At 39.8% G+C, this 18,750-nt stretch carries 21 protein-coding genes and 1 tRNA gene; 11 read left to right on the top strand and 11 right to left on the bottom strand.

Annotated features, from left to right (window positions below; genetic code table 11):
- Positions 1 to 10: 10 nt before the first annotated feature.
- Positions 11 to 388, bottom strand: coding sequence for a YwiB family protein (locus D8805_RS00725; protein WP_084824150.1), 378 nt, complete (start codon positions 386 to 388; stop codon positions 11 to 13).
- Positions 389 to 459: 71 nt separating this feature from the next.
- Here D8805_RS00725 and D8805_RS00720 point away from each other — a divergent pair, with 71 nt between their 5' ends.
- Together D8805_RS00720 and yidA are read left to right on the top strand one after the other, a co-directional pair.
- A complete protein-coding gene (locus tag D8805_RS00720; RefSeq protein ID WP_125415097.1) occupies positions 460 to 1,764 on the top strand; it encodes an HD domain-containing protein in 1,305 nt (434 codons plus the stop codon).
- A 12-nt stretch (positions 1,765 to 1,776) separates the two neighbouring features.
- Positions 1,777 to 2,583: a sugar-phosphatase gene (gene yidA, locus D8805_RS00715; protein WP_125415096.1), complete on the top strand. Its 807-nt coding sequence runs from the start codon at positions 1,777 to 1,779 to the stop codon at positions 2,581 to 2,583.
- 58 nt (positions 2,584 to 2,641) lie between these two features.
- Here the strand turns inward: yidA and D8805_RS00710 are convergent.
- The 6 genes from D8805_RS00710 to D8805_RS00685 all read right to left on the bottom strand — a co-directional run bounded on the left by D8805_RS00710 (position 2,642) and on the right by D8805_RS00685 (position 4,740).
- Positions 2,642 to 2,713, bottom strand: a tRNA-Arg gene (locus tag D8805_RS00710).
- A 41-nt stretch (positions 2,714 to 2,754) separates the two neighbouring features.
- Positions 2,755 to 3,102 carry a 50S ribosomal protein L19 gene (rplS, locus tag D8805_RS00705; RefSeq protein ID WP_001068669.1) on the bottom strand — a complete coding sequence of 116 codons (348 nt, stop codon included), beginning with the start codon at positions 3,100 to 3,102 and terminating at the stop codon, positions 2,755 to 2,757.
- A gap of 118 nt (positions 3,103 to 3,220) precedes the next feature.
- The gene (crcB, locus tag D8805_RS00700; protein WP_125415095.1) at positions 3,221 to 3,550 is read right to left on the bottom strand and encodes a fluoride efflux transporter CrcB; all 330 of its coding nucleotides are present in this window, start codon (positions 3,548 to 3,550) and stop codon (positions 3,221 to 3,223) included.
- Entirely contained in the window at positions 3,544 to 3,918 is a 375-nt protein-coding gene (gene crcB, locus D8805_RS00695) for a fluoride efflux transporter CrcB (protein ID WP_125415094.1), read from the bottom strand. Before crcB (D8805_RS00695) ends, crcB (D8805_RS00700) begins: the two co-directional genes overlap by 7 nt.
- Positions 3,915 to 4,181: a chorismate mutase gene (locus tag D8805_RS00690; RefSeq protein WP_125415093.1), complete on the bottom strand. Its 267-nt coding sequence runs from the start codon at positions 4,179 to 4,181 to the stop codon at positions 3,915 to 3,917. The genes crcB (D8805_RS00695) and D8805_RS00690 overlap by 4 nt, the downstream gene beginning before the upstream one ends.
- A 115-nt stretch (positions 4,182 to 4,296) precedes the next feature.
- Entirely contained in the window at positions 4,297 to 4,740 is a 444-nt protein-coding gene (locus tag D8805_RS00685) for a flavodoxin (RefSeq protein ID WP_125415092.1), read from the bottom strand.
- Positions 4,741 to 4,843: 103 nt separating this feature from the next.
- Here D8805_RS00685 and D8805_RS00680 point away from each other — a divergent pair, with 103 nt between their 5' ends.
- On the top strand, positions 4,844 to 5,779 hold the full coding sequence (locus tag D8805_RS00680) for a DHH family phosphoesterase (RefSeq protein WP_125415091.1): 936 nt from the start codon (positions 4,844 to 4,846) through the stop codon (positions 5,777 to 5,779).
- A gap of 95 nt (positions 5,780 to 5,874) precedes the next feature.
- Complete coding sequence (locus D8805_RS00675; RefSeq protein ID WP_000710762.1) at positions 5,875 to 6,117, top strand: type B 50S ribosomal protein L31; 243 nt, start codon at positions 5,875 to 5,877, stop codon at positions 6,115 to 6,117.
- Between the two features lie 104 nt (positions 6,118 to 6,221).
- On the opposite strand, the gene D8805_RS00670 is transcribed toward D8805_RS00675, so the two are convergent.
- Positions 6,222 to 7,379, bottom strand: coding sequence for a tyrosine-type recombinase/integrase (locus D8805_RS00670; protein ID WP_125415090.1), 1,158 nt, complete (start codon positions 7,377 to 7,379; stop codon positions 6,222 to 6,224).
- 64 nt (positions 7,380 to 7,443) lie between these two features.
- Positions 7,444 to 8,013: a helix-turn-helix domain-containing protein gene (locus D8805_RS00665; RefSeq protein WP_125415227.1), complete on the bottom strand. Its 570-nt coding sequence runs from the start codon at positions 8,011 to 8,013 to the stop codon at positions 7,444 to 7,446.
- A 147-nt stretch (positions 8,014 to 8,160) separates the two neighbouring features.
- On the opposite strand from D8805_RS00665, the gene D8805_RS00660 reads away from it, so the two are divergent.
- From D8805_RS00660 to D8805_RS00625, 7 genes are all read left to right on the top strand, one after another.
- Positions 8,161 to 8,439: a DNA-binding protein gene (locus D8805_RS00660; RefSeq protein ID WP_125415089.1), complete on the top strand. Its 279-nt coding sequence runs from the start codon at positions 8,161 to 8,163 to the stop codon at positions 8,437 to 8,439.
- Between the two features lie 8 nt (positions 8,440 to 8,447).
- Entirely contained in the window at positions 8,448 to 8,780 is a 333-nt protein-coding gene (locus D8805_RS00655; protein ID WP_125415088.1) for a replication initiator protein A, read from the top strand.
- 10 nt (positions 8,781 to 8,790) lie between these two features.
- Positions 8,791 to 9,432 carry a thioredoxin domain-containing protein gene (locus D8805_RS00650; RefSeq protein WP_125415226.1) on the top strand — a complete coding sequence of 214 codons (642 nt, stop codon included), beginning with the start codon at positions 8,791 to 8,793 and terminating at the stop codon, positions 9,430 to 9,432.
- 292 nt (positions 9,433 to 9,724) lie between these two features.
- Positions 9,725 to 10,570, top strand: a complete 846-nt coding sequence (locus D8805_RS00640) for a replication initiation protein (RefSeq protein ID WP_125415087.1) — start codon at positions 9,725 to 9,727, stop codon at positions 10,568 to 10,570.
- A 281-nt stretch (positions 10,571 to 10,851) separates the two neighbouring features.
- Complete coding sequence (gene mobV, locus D8805_RS00635) at positions 10,852 to 12,279, top strand: MobV family relaxase (protein WP_125415086.1); 1,428 nt, start codon at positions 10,852 to 10,854, stop codon at positions 12,277 to 12,279.
- Between the two features lie 453 nt (positions 12,280 to 12,732).
- Positions 12,733 to 13,017 (top strand): type II toxin-antitoxin system RelB/ParD family antitoxin, encoded by a 285-nt coding sequence (gene relB, locus D8805_RS00630; RefSeq protein WP_125415085.1) that lies wholly within the window; start codon positions 12,733 to 12,735, stop codon positions 13,015 to 13,017.
- Positions 13,007 to 13,357, top strand: a complete 351-nt coding sequence (locus D8805_RS00625; protein WP_125415084.1) for a type II toxin-antitoxin system RelE/ParE family toxin — start codon at positions 13,007 to 13,009, stop codon at positions 13,355 to 13,357. Before relB ends, D8805_RS00625 begins: the two co-directional genes overlap by 11 nt.
- 300 nt (positions 13,358 to 13,657) lie before the next feature.
- Here the strand turns inward: D8805_RS00625 and D8805_RS00620 are convergent, their stop codons facing one another.
- Together D8805_RS00620 and carB are read right to left on the bottom strand one after the other, a co-directional pair.
- Complete coding sequence (locus tag D8805_RS00620) at positions 13,658 to 14,992, bottom strand: Nramp family divalent metal transporter (protein ID WP_125415083.1); 1,335 nt, start codon at positions 14,990 to 14,992, stop codon at positions 13,658 to 13,660.
- 216 nt (positions 14,993 to 15,208) lie between these two features.
- Positions 15,209 to 18,385: a carbamoyl-phosphate synthase large subunit gene (gene carB / locus D8805_RS00615; RefSeq protein ID WP_125415082.1), complete on the bottom strand. Its 3,177-nt coding sequence runs from the start codon at positions 18,383 to 18,385 to the stop codon at positions 15,209 to 15,211.
- Positions 18,386 to 18,750: the final 365 nt, after the last annotated feature.

The raw sequence follows: 18,750 nt of genomic DNA, 5'->3' as shown, positions 1-18,750 counted from the left end.
AACCTTTTTCTTATCCCCAAGTAATTTCTAATTGATAGCTGGCAAAGGGTTGTCCCTCTTGATTTTGCAGTTGATAGGCGAGCTCAATCTTTTGCCCATCCAATTTGTAGTGATTCGTTTGAATGATAAACTCCTGCATCCCCATTGGTGTAGGAATATAGGCTAAACTATCACTAGCCTTTAGAAAACGCAGGATGGTTTTAGGACTCGAGAAACGGGTCATCACCAGTTCTTCTTCATGAAACTTGAGAACCACTTTTTCCTTTTCCTCATTGTAGAAAAGCAGATAGCTATAATCGCCCTTTTCACGCACTTCCACGTCATAGAGTTGGTCTATGACTTCCAACTGTTCATCAAACTGAATCCTATTTCGCATCCGAATCTTCACATCAAATCCTCTTTCTTGTCTCTTGTCCTACTATTTTACCAAAAAGAGCAGGATTTTGCTATAATGGTCATATGAACGAAAAAGTATTCCGTGACCCAGTTCACAACTACATCCATGTCAATAATCAAGTCATCTATGACTTGATCAATACAAAAGAATTTCAACGTCTGCGCCGTATCAAACAGCTAGGAACTTCCAGCTATACCTTCCACGGTGGAGAGCACAGTCGCTTTTCCCACTGTCTAGGAGTCTATGAGATCGCTCGTCGTATCACGGAGATTTTTGAAGAAAAATATCCTGAAGAATGGGATCCTGCTGAGTCTCTCTTGACCATGACCGCTGCTCTCCTACACGACCTTGGGCATGGTGCCTACTCGCATACTTTTGAACATCTCTTTGATACAGATCATGAGGCCATTACTCAGGAAATCATCCAAAGTCCTGAGACAGAGATTCACCAAGTTCTGCTACAAGTAGCACCAGACTTTCCAAAAAAGGTTGCCAGCGTCATTGATCATACCTATCCTAACAAGCAGGTCGTGCAACTCATTTCCAGTCAGATCGATGCAGACCGCATGGACTATCTCTTGCGTGACTCCTACTTTACAGGTGCTTCCTATGGTGAATTTGACCTGACTCGCATCCTCCGAGTCATTCGTCCAGTCGAAAATGGCATCGCCTTTCAGCGCAACGGCATGCACGCCATTGAAGACTATGTCCTCAGTCGCTATCAGATGTATATGCAGGTTTATTTTCACCCAGCAACACGCGCCATGGAAGTTCTCCTACAGAATCTTCTCAAGCGCGCCAAAGAACTCTATCCTGAGGATAAGGATTTCTTTGCACGCACTTCTCCTCATTTACTACCTTTTTTTGAAAAGAAAGTTACTCTATCTGACTATTTGGCTCTGGATGATGGCGTGATGAATACCTACTTCCAACTCTGGATGACCAGTCCTGACAAGATACTAGCCGACTTGTCGCAACGCTTTGTTAACCGTAAGGTCTTTAAATCCATTACCTTTTCAGAAAAAGACCAAGACCAACTCGCAACCATGAGACAATTGGTTGAGGACATCGGCTTTGATCCCGACTACTACACTGCCATTCATAAGAACTTTGACCTCCCTTATGATATCTATCGTCCCGAATCTGAAAATCCACGGACTCAGATTGAGATTTTACAAAAAAATGGTGAACTGGCAGAACTCTCTAGCCTGTCCCCTATCGTCCAATCCCTTGCTGGCAGTCGCCACGGAGATAATCGTTTCTATTTCCCGAAAGAAATGTTGGACCAAAACAGCATCTTCGCAAGCATTACCCAGCAATTTTTACACTTGATTGAGAACGATCATTTTACCCCAAATAAGAACTAATAGAGGAAATATATGAGTATCAAACTAATCGCCGTCGATATCGATGGTACCCTGGTTAACAGTAAAAAGGAAATCACTCCTGAAGTCTTTTCTGCCATCCAAGATGCCAAACAAGTCGGTGTCAAGGTTGTCATTGCAACCGGTCGCCCTATCGCAGGTGTTGCCAAACTTCTGGATGATTTGCAGTTGAGAGACGAGGGTGACTATGTGGTAACCTTCAACGGTGCCCTTGTCCAAGAAACTGCTACTGGCCATGAGATTATCAGCGAATCCTTGACCTATGAGGATTATCTAGATATGGAATTCCTCAGTCGCAAGCTCGGTGTTCATATGCACGCTATTACCAAGGACGGTATCTATACTGCCAATCGCAATATCGGAAAATACACGGTGCACGAATCAACCCTCGTCAGCATGCCCATCTTTTACCGCACTCCTGAAGAAATGGCTGACAAGGAAATCGTCAAGTGTATGTTTATCGATGAACCGGAGATTCTCGATGCTGCGATTGATAAGATACCAGCAGAATTTTACGATCGCTACTCCATCAACAAATCTGCTCCCTTCTACCTTGAACTCCTTAAAAAGAATGTAGACAAGGGTTCAGCCATCACTCACCTAGCTGAAAAACTCGGATTGACCAAAGATGAAACCATGGCGATCGGGGACGAAGAAAATGACCGCGCCATGCTGGAAGTCGTTGGAAATCCCGTTGTCATGGAAAATGGAAATCCTGAACTCAAAAAAATCGCCAAATACATCACCAAAACAAATGATGAATCCGGCGTCGCCCATGCCATCCGTACGTGGGTACTGTAGCAAAAGGTATGAATAGACGAAAACCGCTCAGCTGAGCGGTTTTTTACACTATTCATATTGCCCCCTGCAGGAATCGAACCTGCAACTACTCCTTAGGAGGGAGTTGTTATATCCATTGAACTAAGGGAGCTAGAGAAAAACTCTGCTGATTAGCAGAGTCTTTTAGTCGACTTAACGACGGATTTCTTTGATACGAGCTGCTTTACCTTGAAGAGCACGCAAGTAGTACAATTTCGCACGACGTACTTTACCGTAACGAACAACTTCGATCTTTTCAACACGTGGAGTGTGGATTGGGAAGATACGCTCAACACCTACACCGTTAGAGATTTTACGAACTGTGTAGTTTTCTGAGATGCCAGCACCTTTACGTGCGATAACAACACCTTCAAAAATCTGGATACGTTCACGGTTTCCTTCGACAACTTTCGCGTGTACACGAACAGTGTCACCAGGACGGAATGATGGGATATCTGTACGAAGTTGACCTTCAGTCAAGCTTTGAATTAATGGATTCATTTTATTCTCCTATCTTTGTCAATCTTGAGGAACCTTCCTCAGCGGATAAACTGTATTTTTGTGCGTCCATTACACACAAGATACAGTTTACCAAATTTCCACCTAAAAGTAAAGAAATTTATAGCAGAATTCCTAAAAAAATCGCTAGAAAACCGCCTATATAAGTTAAGAGAAAATAGCTATAAAATACCTTCTTGTCACTTAATAGTCTTTGTAGCTCGTCATTCAAGGTTGAAAAAGTCGTCAAGCCACCACAAAAACCTGTCGCTAGGATAGCATAGACTTCCTTAGACCCCACATGGTTGTAGAGTAAGCCAATCAAAAAACAGCCTAGAAGATTGGCTATGAGCGTTCCGAGTGGTAATTTTGAAGCTTGATTATAGCGGGAAAAGAAATAACGCACCAGGGCTCCGAACCCGCAGGCGATTGCAAGATGAACGATTACCATTTCTTCCTCCCTAGAATATAAGCCAAGAGCAGACCTCCCCCAATACTCAAAAGCAGATAGATGACTAAGCTAAGATAACGCCCAGTATCGAGCAATTTCACAGCATCCAAGAGTAGACTAGAAAAGGTTGTTAAACCTCCGCAAAAACCCGTCCCCAGTGCTAAAACCAAGCCTTTACTAGTTCCCTTATAGACCAGATAGCCTTTCACCAGATAGACCAGGCAGAAAATTCCCAGATAGTTGACAAGGAGGGTGCCCCAAGGAAAGTCTGGGCTGGCTGGTAACCAGGTGGAAACGAGATAGCGGACAAGGCCTCCCAACATAGCAGCCATAAAAATTCCGAGCGGATAGAATTGTTCTTTTTTCATTTGATGTTTTGATCCTGATAATCACGCGAACGTTTGAGTATGTCTGAAAAAGTTGCAACAATGGTCTCCTGATAGCGCTTATCTTCTACTCGATTTTTGATCTTTTCAAAAATAACTTCTTCTCTCTTAGTATCTAAGATTGGCTTACCAGAGGCTTTCTTATAAGCAACAACCCCTTCAACTAGGTGCATCCGTTCTTCTAGGAGCTTGACGATTTGGTCGTCGATTTGATCAATTTCTTGCCGAATAATATCTAAGTTCATACAGTCTCCTCCTTTATTTGAATTATTGTATCAAAAAGCCACCAAATAGGCTAGTAAAATCTAGTTTAGCTACTAAAAACTGCACCGACTCCTTCCAGTCAGCGCAGCTTGTTTCTTATCCTATTTTTGCAGCCAATTCTTCTGCGAATTGTTCCAAGCGTTCGATGTCTTCTTCCTCAGCAGAAAGATCTACTTTAACACACTCTGAACCTTTTTCTGCTCCTGTCGCTACAAAAACGCGATCAAAGTCATCGACAGCCTTACAGAATTCGTCGTAGAAGGTGTCACCTGAACCAACAACTCCGTAGATTTTACCATTCAAGTTGAGATCAGCTAGATCTTCGTAGAAGTCCATCATCTCATCTGGCAATTCTCCATCACCGTAAGTATAGGTTGCAACGATCGCGATGTCCGCCTCCAAGAAGTCTGAAGCGTCAACAGTCGTACATTCATCCACATCGACATCCAAACCCAAGTCACGCAATTTATCTGCTACAATATCTGCAATTTCTTCGGTATTACCGGTCATACTGGCAAATACAATTTTTGCTAATGCCATATCGTCCTCCTCAATTTATCTTTCTCCATTATATCATATCTTTTTCATTTTAAAAATAAAAATTCTTGTGCTACAATGAAATGAGAAAGAATTGAGGTTATTTATGGAAATTTGCCAGCAAATCTTAGAGAAAATCAAAGAATACGATACGATCATCATTCATCGTCATATGAAACCAGATCCTGATGCCTTAGGGAGTCAGGTAGGTTTGAAAGCTCTTCTCACACACCATTTTCCTGAAAAGACCATCAAAGCAGTCGGTTTTAACGAACCAACTCTAACTTGGATGGCGGAAATGGATACTGTCCAAGACAGTGATTACCAAGGAGCTCTTGCGATTATTTGTGATACAGCAAATCGTCCTCGTATCGATGATAAACGCTATGAACAAGCTGATTTCACCATCAAAATCGATCACCATCCAAATGATGATATCTATGGTGACCTATCTTGGGTGGATACAAGTTCAAGCAGTGCCAGTGAAATGATTGCCCTATTTGCTCAAGAAAATCAACTGGCCTTGTCTAGTGAAGCGGCTCGACTTCTCTATGCAGGAATTGTCGGGGACACGGGGCGTTTTCTCTACCCATCAACTAGTGCTCGTACCTTTAGGATAGCTGGCCAGCTCCGAGAAGTTGATTTTGACTTTGCTGGATTGTCTCGTCAAATGGATACCATGAGCTTCAAGATTGCAAAATTGCAAGGCTTTGTCTATGATCATTTAGAAGTCGATGAGAATGGAGCTGCACGCGTTCTGCTTACTCAAGACATCTTGAAAAAATACAAGGTTACAGATGCTGAAACGGCGGCGATTGTCGGAGCACCTGGCCGAATTGATACCGTTAAGGCTTGGGCTATCTTTGTTGAGCAAGCTGACGGTCACTTCCGCGTGCGTATGCGCAGTAAAATCACCCCTATCAATGAAATTGCCAAACAACACGACGGAGGGGGACATCCATTAGCTAGTGGTGCCAATTCCTATAGTCTAGAAGAAAACGAAATCATCTACCAAAAGTTAAAAAACTTGCTTAAAAACTGATAAAATACTTGCCAAACTTTTCAGAATCTGATAGACTAGTAAGGTAACAATCTATGGCTCGCAAAGAGACCATGGCAGAAAGGAAATATTGCAAAATGAAAAAAGATATCCATCCAGAATATCGCCCAGTTGTCTTCATGGACACAACTACTGGTTACAAATTCCTTAGCGGTTCAACAAAACGCTCTAACGAAACTGTTGAGTTCGAAGGCGAAACTTACCCATTGATCCGTGTGGAAATTTCATCAGACTCACACCCATTCTACACTGGACGTCAAAAGTTCACTCAAGCAGATGGACGTGTGGATCGTTTCAACAAAAAATACGGTCTCAAATAATCAACCGCATTTATTGCTTAAAAACGTTGATACAAAGCCTTTTCCAAGAAATTGGAATTGGCTTTTTTTGTTTTTAGTACCGTTTTTGGTACCGTCTTGGAAAACTAACCTTTTGCACTATCCAGGTAATCTACAAATTTTGTGATAGCTTTCTTCTCTCCTGCTACTGTAGAATGGCTATAAGTATCCAAGGTCATCTGACTACTTGCATGCCCTAACCTTTTGGCCGCATTGACAGGGTCAACCCCTACTTCAATCATCAAGGTAGCATGAGTATGTCTGAAGCCATGAGGAGTAATTTTTTTCAGATTATGCTTTTTGATAACCCGCTTGAGTACGCTATTAATATAGTCCTGATATAAAGGCTCTATCTTTCCATCTCGGCCAACAAACGTAAACATGTAATCACTATCAATCAATGGGGTAACTGACAGTTGCCCCTTTTCTTTTCTGCTCTTTTGTTTCCACTCTTTCAAAATCGAGACTGTCTCAGTATCTAAAGGAATTTGCCGTATTGAAAACTTGTTTTTGGTGCTTTTCTCAACGGCTTTCCCCTTGATTCTACCTAGGTTTTTGCTGATAGAAAGTAATTGATTGTCAAAATCGATGTCAGACCACCTCAAAGAATACAGCTCCCCTTTCCTTAAACCACTATAGGCCAACAAACGAAATAAGGCATAGTTTTTATAAGGCTCTTCTGCCTTAATAATGGCTAAAAACTCATGCAACTCCTCAACGCTAAAGAAGTTATCTGACTTCTTCCGCTCTCTTTTTGGGAGTATCACTTGTTTCATTGGGTTGTCTGTAATCAATTTCATTTTCAAAGCAAAATCAAACACTTGACTAGTGTAAGATTTGACCTGTTTGATATTCCTAAAAGTCTGACCTTTTTCGGTAATAAAGTCCTGACATTGCCAAGGAGTAATTTTGGAAATTTTCACCTTTCCAAGAACTGGCAAGATATGAATTCTAAACAAATCATCTGTACGGACGCTTGTCGTCCTCTCTACTGTGTTTTGATAAGTTTTGAACCATTCCTCAAAAACTTCATCAAAACGTCTCTCAGAGACTCTCAGAAGTTCTGAGAGGTCTCCTGACGCTTTTTTGTGGTAAATCATAGCTTCATACTGTCTAGCTTCTCTACGGCTCTTAAAACCGCCTTTAAAGAAGTCTTTACGTTTGCCATCAATCACCCTGTAGATTCTGACCTTATAAAGATACCCTGATTTAGACTTTTTAGCTTTATATTTAATAATAGACATTCTAATTTCTCCTTTATTTTTTAAGGTTTCGGGGCTTATAAAATAAAGAAATCATGATTGTCAGTTATTTCTTACTCTTTTTCTCCTCTTGCAGTCTCTTGTATTCGTCAGAATTTATCCATGCCTCCCAAACATAATGATAAGGAGAGTCTTCTGCACCTGATTTGTTAATCAGGAATGGAATAAGGCCTTGTTTCTCGTCAGCTATAAATTCCTTAACAGCTTTAACCAAAACAGGGTTAAAGCCTTTTTTACTTGCTAGAAAATCAATGTAGTCAGACAATGCCTCTGACTGATTGAGTTCTTTAAGTATAATGGCAAGTTCATCACCAAATGGAGTCCATTTAGTAATTTTATGCTCTATACTCGTACCTTTTGTCAACACTTTATAGAAATCTTTGAGCATTTCTTTAGGTGCTCCTAGATCTTTTAATACAGGATTATCATCAAGACCTAGTAAGTAAGGTACGGACACTCCAAAGTATCCTGCAAGAATTTTTGCATTTTCTATACTAAGATTTGTTTTTCCATTTTCATATTTCCCGTATTGAGACTGGTTAGTATTCAAAACTTTTGCTAAGTCAGCTTGCGTCAATCCTTTTTCTTTTCTTAAAACTTTTAGTCTATCGCTCATTTTTTTCCTTTCTGGCATTTTATATTTAAAATTATAACACAAATAATTAAAAAATAACTTTTTTCTTGACATAAGTTATTTTTTAACTTAAAATAATAGTTATAAAATAACTTTCGGGGTTTATAAAATTAAGAAAGGGGTCAGAATATGACAGAAAACTTTACCATCCACCTCCCAAAAGCAACAGAAAAGAAGTTGCTTGCTCGTTACGATACCATGCTTCAGAAAGCTATCGAAAAAGCTTTTGAAGATCAGGAACTTTATAAACCTATGCTACGAATGTCAGGTTTATGCCGCTGGCTTGATGTATCCACTACTACCGTTATCAAATGGCAACGTGAAGGCATGCCCCACATGGTCATTGACGGAGTGACCTTGTACGATAAACATAAAGTCTCTAAATGGCTACAACAATATGAAAGATAGGAAATACTATGACTTACATTTTTGAAGATAATTGTTACTATATCCCTAAAATCCTCTTTCAAGACGCTTATTACCAAGATTTGAGTATCGATGCTATAGTAGTTTATACAATCCTGAAAGATAAACAAAAGGAGGTTACAAGTAAAGGATGGATTGACTCTGAAGGCAATATTTATCTGGCCTATCGTTTGTCTGAAATGCAAAAGATGTTCGGTGTAGGAAAAAAGAAAATGATTAATATCCTACGTATGTTGGAGGAGCACAATCTGATTGAACGAGAAAGAGAAGGTGTATTCTACGGATACAGCTTGCCTTATCGGATGTATATCAACGAAATATGAGGTGATAAAAATGATAAAAATATTCTTTGGCAATGATCCTGGTATTCGAGCACAGTTAACCCAGCAGCTAACTTCCTACTCTATTAATTTTCAAAGTTATGAAGAGGAACAACTTACTGAACAAGTCTTTCTGGAAATGTTGAAACAGACAAGTGATTTCTTTGATTTGCTAAATCCTAATCTAGTACACTACAAACTGGATAATCGACTTAGCCTCAAGCAATTTATCCATCGAATTTTATCTGATAAGGATAAATATTTAAGACTACCAATTGCAATTGTAAATGACCGAGTTTACTCTGGAGTATCAGTAGAAGATGTTCGCATGTTTATTCCTAAAGAACGTAGAAAAATTGAAAGACAGTATCTCTTCAAAAAGTTTGAGGAATTGGAGGCAGGGACCCTCTTCTGGAGAAACTTTGACTCATTTAGGAAACAGTCAGAATTACGTTGGTTTGAACTGTATGATTTATTATTTGCTGATGAATCTGACGATTTAGGAGAAATCAAAAAAGCTAAAGACCGATTCTTTACATACAAGAATAACAAGCAAATTCCTCCTGAAGATATCATCGAAAAGATCCAAAAAATATTTTTGATTGAGAGAGTTGATTTTTTCAAAAAAACTATTTCAAGTTTGCAAAACATTTAATCTTAAAATAATTATGAAAACAACTATGAAAATATTTTGAAAACGAGATTTTAAGACTAAATTTTTGAGCTTTCTCAAAATTTATAACGCGGGCCCCTCTAACAGCCCGCTATGTGCACATCTGATGTGCATTTACTACACCCGTTTTTTGGCAAGTTTGACCGTAGCAAAATGAAAATGGTCCGACGAAGTCGGCTTGGGGTTGCTCCCCCAAGAATGTCATTTTACGTAGGTCTTTGCGCAGACAAAAAAGAGGCGCCGACAGGCGACCTCTAAAAGAAAGGAGGTTTGTTTGGAATTAAAAGTTAGCTTGGACAACATCACTATTACCGCTTATATCAAACCTATCAAACTCCTTGATCTCAAAAGTTTGATAGAAAATCATACAGCCATTATCCTCCAGACTGCTATGACTGATATGTTTAGAGCAATCACTCGGGACGGAAGTCACGTTAGACTCCTCCTAGACTACGACAAATTAAAAGGACAAGCCTTTAATGCTCGCCCTTTCAGGATAGAGTTTAACCCCAATAAACTCCGTCAAGTTGATAGTAATATCTTAGATACAATTATACCATATCTTGAAGATATTGCAATCTCTCGAGTTGATTTAGCTTTTGATATATTTGAAGTTGATTGTAGTGAGTTTATTCTTGAAAAGAAAGGCCGCCCTACTGCTACCAAAGAATGGAGAGACCAGAATGGAAAACTAGAAACTAAATATCTAGGCGCCTCCAGGTCAGAAAAGCAAGTCAGACTCTATAACAAAAAAGTTGAACAATTAGAAAATGGCTCTGAGGAAGACAAGAAATTTGCCCAGCAGTTCCAGCATTGGTGGCGTTTAGAATTTCAGCTACGGAGTCGCTCTGTCGAAGAAATATTTGAGGTCATTGACTCTGTTATCTTTAAACCTTTTGTGTTTGATGATTTGCCAATTGAAACTCAAATATATTTAGTTGCATATACACGTAATAAAAATGTTTGGCAAAAATTACATAGAAACACAAGAACTAAATATAAAAAGATTTTAGAAACCTATCAAACATCTGATACTGACTATCTGCAGTTGATGAAAGATTTATTAAAACATGAACGACCAGTATTAGAAAAACAGCTTGCTTATTATGGGGGGCGTTAGGCATTCCAAAGAATGCCTAACGCTCCTCGGAGCGAAACAAAAAGAGAAGTTTGTGGCTCGAACTTCTCTTTTCATCGGACTGTTTCGACAGTCCGATTGCTCTCTTTCGAGAGAGCAAAACCGTCGGAGACCGCACACTTTCCGGAGGCAAAGTATAGTGCGTTATACTTTACTTGGAAGTAGTGCCGTTCTCAGTAAAGAACACCGCATAAAGGCTTGCTTATGTGTGGCAATTTTTAGCCACACGCTCGGCGACCCTTTGAGCCGAGAAAGGATGAATTATGAGTTATGTTGTAGCCAGAATGACGAAGTACAAATCAGGTAATTTAGGTGGAGCTTACAGACACAATGAACGTATTTTTAAGCAACACAGTAACAAGGATATCGATATCAAACGCTCACATTTAAATTATGAATTGACAGATAGGGATCGCTCTATGTCGTACGAAAAGCAAATCAAAAACTATATAGACGAGAACAAAATTTCTAAACGAGCTATTCGAAAAGATGCCGTTCTATGCGATGAATGGATTATAACATCTGATAAAGATTTTTTTGCTAAACTTACTCCCGAAGAGACAAAACGATTTTTTGAAACTTCTAAAAATTATTTCGCTGAAAACTATGGTTTAGAAAATATTGCCTATGCTAGTGTTCACCTAGACGAAAACACACCACACATGCACATGGGAATTGTACCAATGAAGCAAGGAAAGTTATCGTCCAAGTCAATTTTTAATCGTGAAGAGTTGAAAAAAATCCAAGATGAACTCCCCAAGTATTTATCTCAATATGGTTTTCATCTCAAACGAGGAGAACTTGATAGTACAAAAAAACATTTATCAACACAGGAATACAAGGACAAGCAAGAGGTTCTTCAAAAAATTGAAAAACAAATCGACGAAAAAATCGATAAAGTAATGGAATTTAACAGCGAACTAAACCAAATGGAGATAGGTTTGATGAATAAAGTCGAAGAACTGAAAATTCTAAACGAAGAAAAAAATGAAATGCTATCCAATCTAGATCATGATCTAAGTGAAAAACAAGATACACTATCACATCTTGAAAAAGAAATTAATATCAAAAAAGAAGATCTAGATATCGTAGACAGCATCATAGGTAGTAAAAGTGAAACAATTGACAGTATGAACCAAGATATAAAGACAAAACAAGGTACTATCAACGAACTCACCAAGCAACTTAGAGAGCACCTTCAAAAATATCAAAACTTCGACGGACTGAATATCAGTCAACTTGAAAATGGAACGATAGGTAAACAAACTCTCGATGGCAAAATTAAACTCTCCCCTGAAACACTCAATAATCTAATAAAATCTGTAATCCAACACTTCTACGAGAACCGCCAACTGTCACAAACTATCCAGCAACAAAACAAGGAATTGAATATGCTGAGAAATGTATCAAGTAATAAAAATCAGATATTAGACGAACTCCGAGAAACTAAAAATCAAAAACGAATTTTAGAAATTGAAAACAATAGCTTGAAAAATAAAATTTCACAACTTCGTGACCGTCTAAATATAGCCAGCAGAAAGCTTGGGGTATGGCGAAACCAGGCTCAAAACTACATGAAACAAAAGGAATTCCAAAACCTTACAAAACAACTAAATGCTTTCAAGCCTATTAAACTTGTTAATACTGTCAAAGTCATCAAAAAAATCTATGAACAAACCCTAGAACGCTGAATAATCTCTTTATGCCGAGAAAACTTTTGAAAACACGCTATGACGAATTAGACTAGTTGGGTCGTGTCGGCAGACTGAAAAGCTGCCGACCGATTACAACAGGAATAAAAAGTCATAGGTTACTTGTTGTCAAAAGGAAATTGGAATAAATCAATCAAGGAGAAGTCAAATATCACAAACATCGAAGTTAATAAAATTATTATTGACATTCTCTCTTATTTATCCTAAACTATGGATAAGGATAGGATAACGTAGGACGACTGGTAACAGATCGTTCAAAGGTACCATCTTCTGGTATGGGTGTGGGACTGCCTTCAGCCTATGGTTGTAAAGACCCCTGACTACCATCGGTCCTATTTCTTTCACTCTTGGATTTTATTCAAGAGTTTTTTCTTGCCTAAAAAGTATAAAAGATATATACTAGCTATATAAGATATAGATTGGAGATATACCATGACTACATCACTTGCTAAGCAATACAATTTTAAAATAAATGAAGTAACAATGGAGCAAGCTAGATCCATTATCAAGGAAAAAGGAATGACCATGACTGAGGCTATTAGCCTTTTTGTAGAGCAAATAGTCCTGGAGCAAGATTTGCCTATTAAGACGGCCGAAGATCTACATAGAGAACAGTTGATTGAAGAATTACAAGCCCAATCTGAACGTGCCTTGAGAGAATACGAGGCAGGAGAAGGAACTTCCCTAGATGATATGAGGGTACGCTATGGCTTATAAAGTGATTGCTTCAAAAGAGGTCGAGGAAGCTATCGACAATATACACGACTATATAGCTACGGTACTTCTATCCCCTCAATCTGCTAAAAATACTGTGGCTAAAATTTTAGACAGCTTAAAAAGTTTAGAAATCTTTCCTGAAGCAGGTTTTGACGCTGATGAGAAAATCGGAGTAAAGATTAACAGTAAGTATCCCACACGAGGAAAAATAATTGACCAATATGTTTTGCTTTACTTCATCGACCAAAACCGAAACACTGTTTTTTTATCTCACCTATTCCACACTAAAAGTGACTATGTCACTTTGCTACAAAAAGGCAATAAAAAAAAGCTCAACTGATTGAGACAGCTTTCATTATTTTATAAGCTCCGAAACCTTAATTTTTGGTACCTTTTTGGTACCGTCTTGGTTTAATAATACGGTATATATATAATATTTTACAGCTATATCCCCTTTAGAAACGTTGATTTAATAAGGATTTAAACACTATAGAGTATATCTTTGTAAAATACGGTCTCAAATAATAAAAAAAAGAACAGCTTCGACTGTTCTTTTTTTGTACTTATTTTTATGAATCAATCACTACTATTATCTCAATATCAAGCTTCAAGCTAGTGCCGAGAACTAATTTGAACAAGTTTAAAAAATATCGAAAAGAAGTTTGATATTGAGAATGGTTAAGATGATTGAAACTGCGTAACCTAGGATGGTGTTCCACTTGGCATTGGTAAATTCTCCCATCAGTGACTTTTTAGAAGTCAGATAGATTAAGGGGAAGATTGAAAACGGAAGAGCGATTGACAGAAAGACTTGTGAATAGACCAATAACTGATCCAAGGTTTTTTCTTGATGTCCAAACAAGACGGCTACAATAATCACAGGGAGCAAGGCAAAAATACGTGTACCGATACGAATAATCCACTGAGGCAATTTCAAATGCAAGAAACCTTCCATGACAATCTGTCCTGTCAAGGTACCTGTAATAGTCGAATTTTGACCACTTGCTAGGAGGGCAAGGGCAAATAAAGTTGACAGAGTTGAACTAGCTATAGCTCCTGCTATCTTCGAATCCTGTAAAGCATTGTACATTTGAGAAAAAGCTGAAATTTCAGATGCATGACCAAAAAAGAGAGAGGCCCCTAAAATGAGAAGCAAGGAATTGACAATAAAGGCTAGGGACAACTGAAGATTTGAATCCCAGGTCATAAAACGAACTGCTTTCCGCACATCTTTCTTATCTTTGTGATTGATTTTCCTTGTCTGGGATAGGGATGAATGAAGATAGAGATTATGGGGCATGACTGTCGCTCCTACAATTCCTAGAGCTAATGTTAATTGGCTTTCATGACCTGGCAATGGTGTTTCAAATAGAGTTGAAGTCGGTAAATAACCACCAAAAATACCCTGAATACTTGGACTGGATAAGGCCACAAGATAGGTAAAGATGGCTAATATGGTTAAAATAAGGGTCGTGACAATGGCTTCAATTTTTTTGAAGCCAAATTTCATCAACAACAACAAAAGAAATACATCTAAAACAGTTAAGAGGATAGCGACCATAATCGGTATTTTAAATAAAAGATTTAAGGCAATCGCTGAACCTAGAACCTCAGCTAAGTCTGTCGCCATTAAAGCTAATTCTAAAATCACCCACAAACTATAGCGAAGCCACTTGGGAGCATGATGAGCTGTTGCCTGTGCTAGGTCCATCCTAGTCACGATACCGAGTTTTCCAGCCATCTGTTGTAGTTGCATGGCAATGATGGATGAAATCAAAATAACAAATAAGAGACTATATTTGTAGGAAGCACCACCAACCACACTGGTAATCCAGTTTCCAGGATCCATGTAGCCAACTGCTACAAGAGCTCCAGGTCCTAAAAAAGCTTTTAGATTTTGCCAAAAATGATTGTTATTCGGAGTTTCAATGGATTGATTGATCTCAGAAAGAGAGACTTTTTTGTAAGAAGACATCGGAATTTTACACTTTCTAATCTGTCTTTACCTATTTTCTTAATGGAATTTTTGAAAATATAATGAAAATAGTTTCCTATTTCCAATTCTTCCTTATTATATCACATTTTGAAATGTTTCTTAAGGAAAGAATGATAGTTCAAATAAGCAATATCTGTATTGCAAAAGCCAGCGTTTTCTAACGCTGGCTTTAAAACTGTGAAAATTCTTTCTCAACTAGATCGCTTCTGTGACAAAACTACGGCTTTCTAGTACCTTGAGCATGGCATTAGCTGTATCTAGGGCTGTAAAGAGGGGCACACCGTGTTCAATGGCTGAACGACGGATTTGCTCACCATCTTCGTCAGCAGTTCGTTTGGTTCCGACAGTATTGATGATCGCTTGGATTTTCCCTTTGCGGACAAAGCTTGGGATATCCTTCTCATCATCACCAATCTTACCAACAGGTTGGGCTTGAAGTCCATGACTGGCAAAGAAGGCTGCTGTCCCTTCTGTCGCGAGGATACCATAACCGATATTTTGGAAACGACGAGCCAAGTCCAAGGCTTCATCTTTGGCATCATCAGCGATGGTAAAGACAACATTTCCAAAGGTTGGCAAGTGTAGGTAGGAAGCTTCAAAAGCCTTGTAGAGAGCTTTTTCCAAAGTAGTATCAGAACCCATAACTTCCCCTGTTGACTTCATTTCAGGACCAAGTAAGCTATCTACCTTAGCTAGTTTCGTAAAGGAGAAGACTGGTGCCTTGATATGAACGCGAGTGCTTTCTGGATAAAGTCCATCTTGGTAGCCAAGTTCTTCAAGACTTTGCCCAAGAATGAGCTTGGTCGCTACCTGAGCCATAGGAATATTAGTTACCTTAGAAAGGAATGGCACCGTACGGCTGGCACGTGGATTGACCTCAATAACATAGACTTTTTCATTCTTGATGACAAACTGGATGTTCATCATCCCAAGACAGTTAAGACCGATTGCTAGGCGTTTGGTGTAGTCTGCGATAGTTTCCTGAACCTTTTGCGACAAGGTTTGTGGAGGATAAACTGCCATTGAGTCACCTGAGTGGACACCGGCACGTTCGATATGCTCCATGATACCAGGGATGAGGACATTTTCCCCGTCTGAGATGGCATCAACTTCACACTCTTGCCCAACGATGTATGAATCAACAAGAACTGGGTGGTCTGGACTGGCCTTAACAGCGGTACGCATGTAAGAACGAAGGTCTTCCTCATTTTCAACGATTTCCATAGCGCGTCCACCCAAGACATAAGATGGACGAACGAGGACTGGGAAACCAATCTTGCGAGCTGCAAGCACTGCTTCCTCTTCATTAGTTGCTGTTTGTCCTGGTGGTTGTGGAATACCCAAGTCTTTCAGAGCTTGCTCAAAGAGGTCACGGTCTTCAGCTCGATCCAAGTCAGCGACTTGTGTACCAAGAATGGTCACACCTGCTTTTGCCAAAGGCTCCGCAAGGTTGATGGCTGTTTGACCACCGAACTGAACGATAACCCCTTTTGGTTGCTCCAAGTCGATGACATTCATCACATCTTCGAATGTCAATGGTTCAAAGTAAAGTTTGTCAGACACAGAGAAGTCCGTCGAAACAGTCTCTGGATTTGAGTTCATGATGATAGCTTCATAGCCAGCAGCTTGGATAGCCTTAACAGAGTGAACGGTTGCGTAGTCAAACTCAACCCCTTGTCCAATACGGATTGGACCTGAACCTAGGACAAGGACAGATTCCTTATCAGACTTGATAGACTCATTTTCCCATCCATATGTTGAATAGAAGTATGGTGTTTCAGAGTCAAACTCCGCTGCACAGGTATCGACCATCTTGTAGACTGGGACTATCTTGTTTTCCAAACGCAGTTGGCGAACTTGGTCAGCGGTCGTTTCCCAGAGTTCAGCAATCTTACGGTCTGAAAATCCATTGAGTTTAGCTGTTTTCAAAACTTCTAGATCTTGTGGATGGGCATCTAATTCTTGCTCAATTTCAAAGATATGCAAGAGTTTATCCAGATAGAAGATATCAATTTTTGTAAGCTCGGCGATTTCTTCTGGTGTGTAACCACGGCGAATGGCCTCTGATACGTAGAAGAGACGATCATCTTGGGCTTTCACAACTTTTTCAATCAAGGCATCATCCGAAACAGATGCCAGTTCAGGCATTTCATTGTGGTGAACCCCAATTTCAAGAGAGCGACATGCCTTGAGAAGTGATTCCTCGATGTTACGACCAATGGCCATGACTTCCCCAGTTGCCTTCATCTGAGTACCAAGACGACGCTCACCTTTTTCAAACTTGTCAAATGGGAAACGTGGAATCTTAGCAACGACGTAGTCAAGGGCTGGCTCAAACATGGCATAGGTTGAACCTGTAACTGGGTTGATGACCTCATCCAGAGTCAAACCAACGGCAATCTTGGCAGCCAATTTGGCAATCGGATAACCCGTCGCCTTAGAAGCAAGGGCTGACGAACGCGATACACGAGGGTTTACTTCGATAACATAGTACTTGAAGCTATGCGGATCAAGGGCCAGCTGAACGTTACACCCACCTTCAATCTTAAGAGCGCGGATAATGCTCAAGCTCGCGTCACGTAGCATTTGGTTTTCATAGTCTGACATGGTTTGCGCAGGAGCAAATACGATAGAATCCCCTGTATGAATCCCAACTGGGTCAAAGTTTTCCATGTTACAAACAACGAGGGCATTGTCAGCTGAATCGCGCATCACTTCGTACTCGATTTCCTTGAAACCTGCGATTGAACGTTCAATCAAACATTGGGTAACAGGTGACAGTTTCAACCCATTTTCAGCGATTTCACGCAATTCTTCCTCGTTGGCACACATACCACCACCAGTACCACCAAGTGTGAAAGCTGGACGAACGATGACTGGGTAACCAATTGTTGCTGCAAAGGCCACTGCTTCTTCCACCGTGTTGACAATTTCAGATTCTGGAATTGGCTGCTCAAGCTCTTCCATCAATTGTTTAAAGAGGTCACGGTCCTCCGCTTGGTCGATGGCAGACAATTTAGTACCTAGAAGTTCGACACCGAGCTCATCTAGGATACCATTTTTAGACAATTCCATGGCCATATTGAGCCCTGTTTGACCACCAAGAGTTGGAAGCAGAGCATCTGGACGTTCCTTACGGAGAATACGTGTCACAAACTCGAGTGTAATCGGTTCGATGTAGACCTTGTCCGCAATCTCCTTGTCCGTCATGATAGTGGCAGGATTTGAGTTCACCAAGACAACCTCATATCCTTCCTCTTTCAAAGACAAGCAGGCCTGGGTCCCCGCGTAGTCAAACTCAGCAGCCTGACCAATAATAATCGGACCAGAACCAATCACCATAATTTTTTGAATATCAGTACGTTTAGGCATAGTTTATGATACAAAGCCCGTCAAGAACAAAGTGAAAATAGGAAACTCGGTGCAGATGCCTTCAGCATCAAGACGATGTTTATCTTTTTCACACAGTTCTTAGGGCGTGTTCACTTCCGCGAACAATGTATCTTCTCCTTTCTATTCGGCAACTCTCTGGTTGCCATTAAATAAATTCTCCGACGATTTTTAGCGAAACGATATTTTTCGATAAAAAATCTAGTGCAGGGAGTTTTTAGTTCGCCTGATAGCGACTAAAAGAAACGACCTGCCTTTCTATTCGTCGCCTCACAGGGCGACATTAAATAAATTCTCCGATGATTTTTCAATAATAAATCGAGTGTAAAAATTTTCAGCATCTCATT

The sequence above is a fragment of the Streptococcus oralis subsp. dentisani genome (assembly GCF_003944205.1).
GTDB lineage: Bacteria > Bacillota > Bacilli > Lactobacillales > Streptococcaceae > Streptococcus > Streptococcus oralis_BH.
Note: the sequence above shows the minus strand (reverse complement) of the source record. Positions and strands in the feature narration are given on the sequence as shown.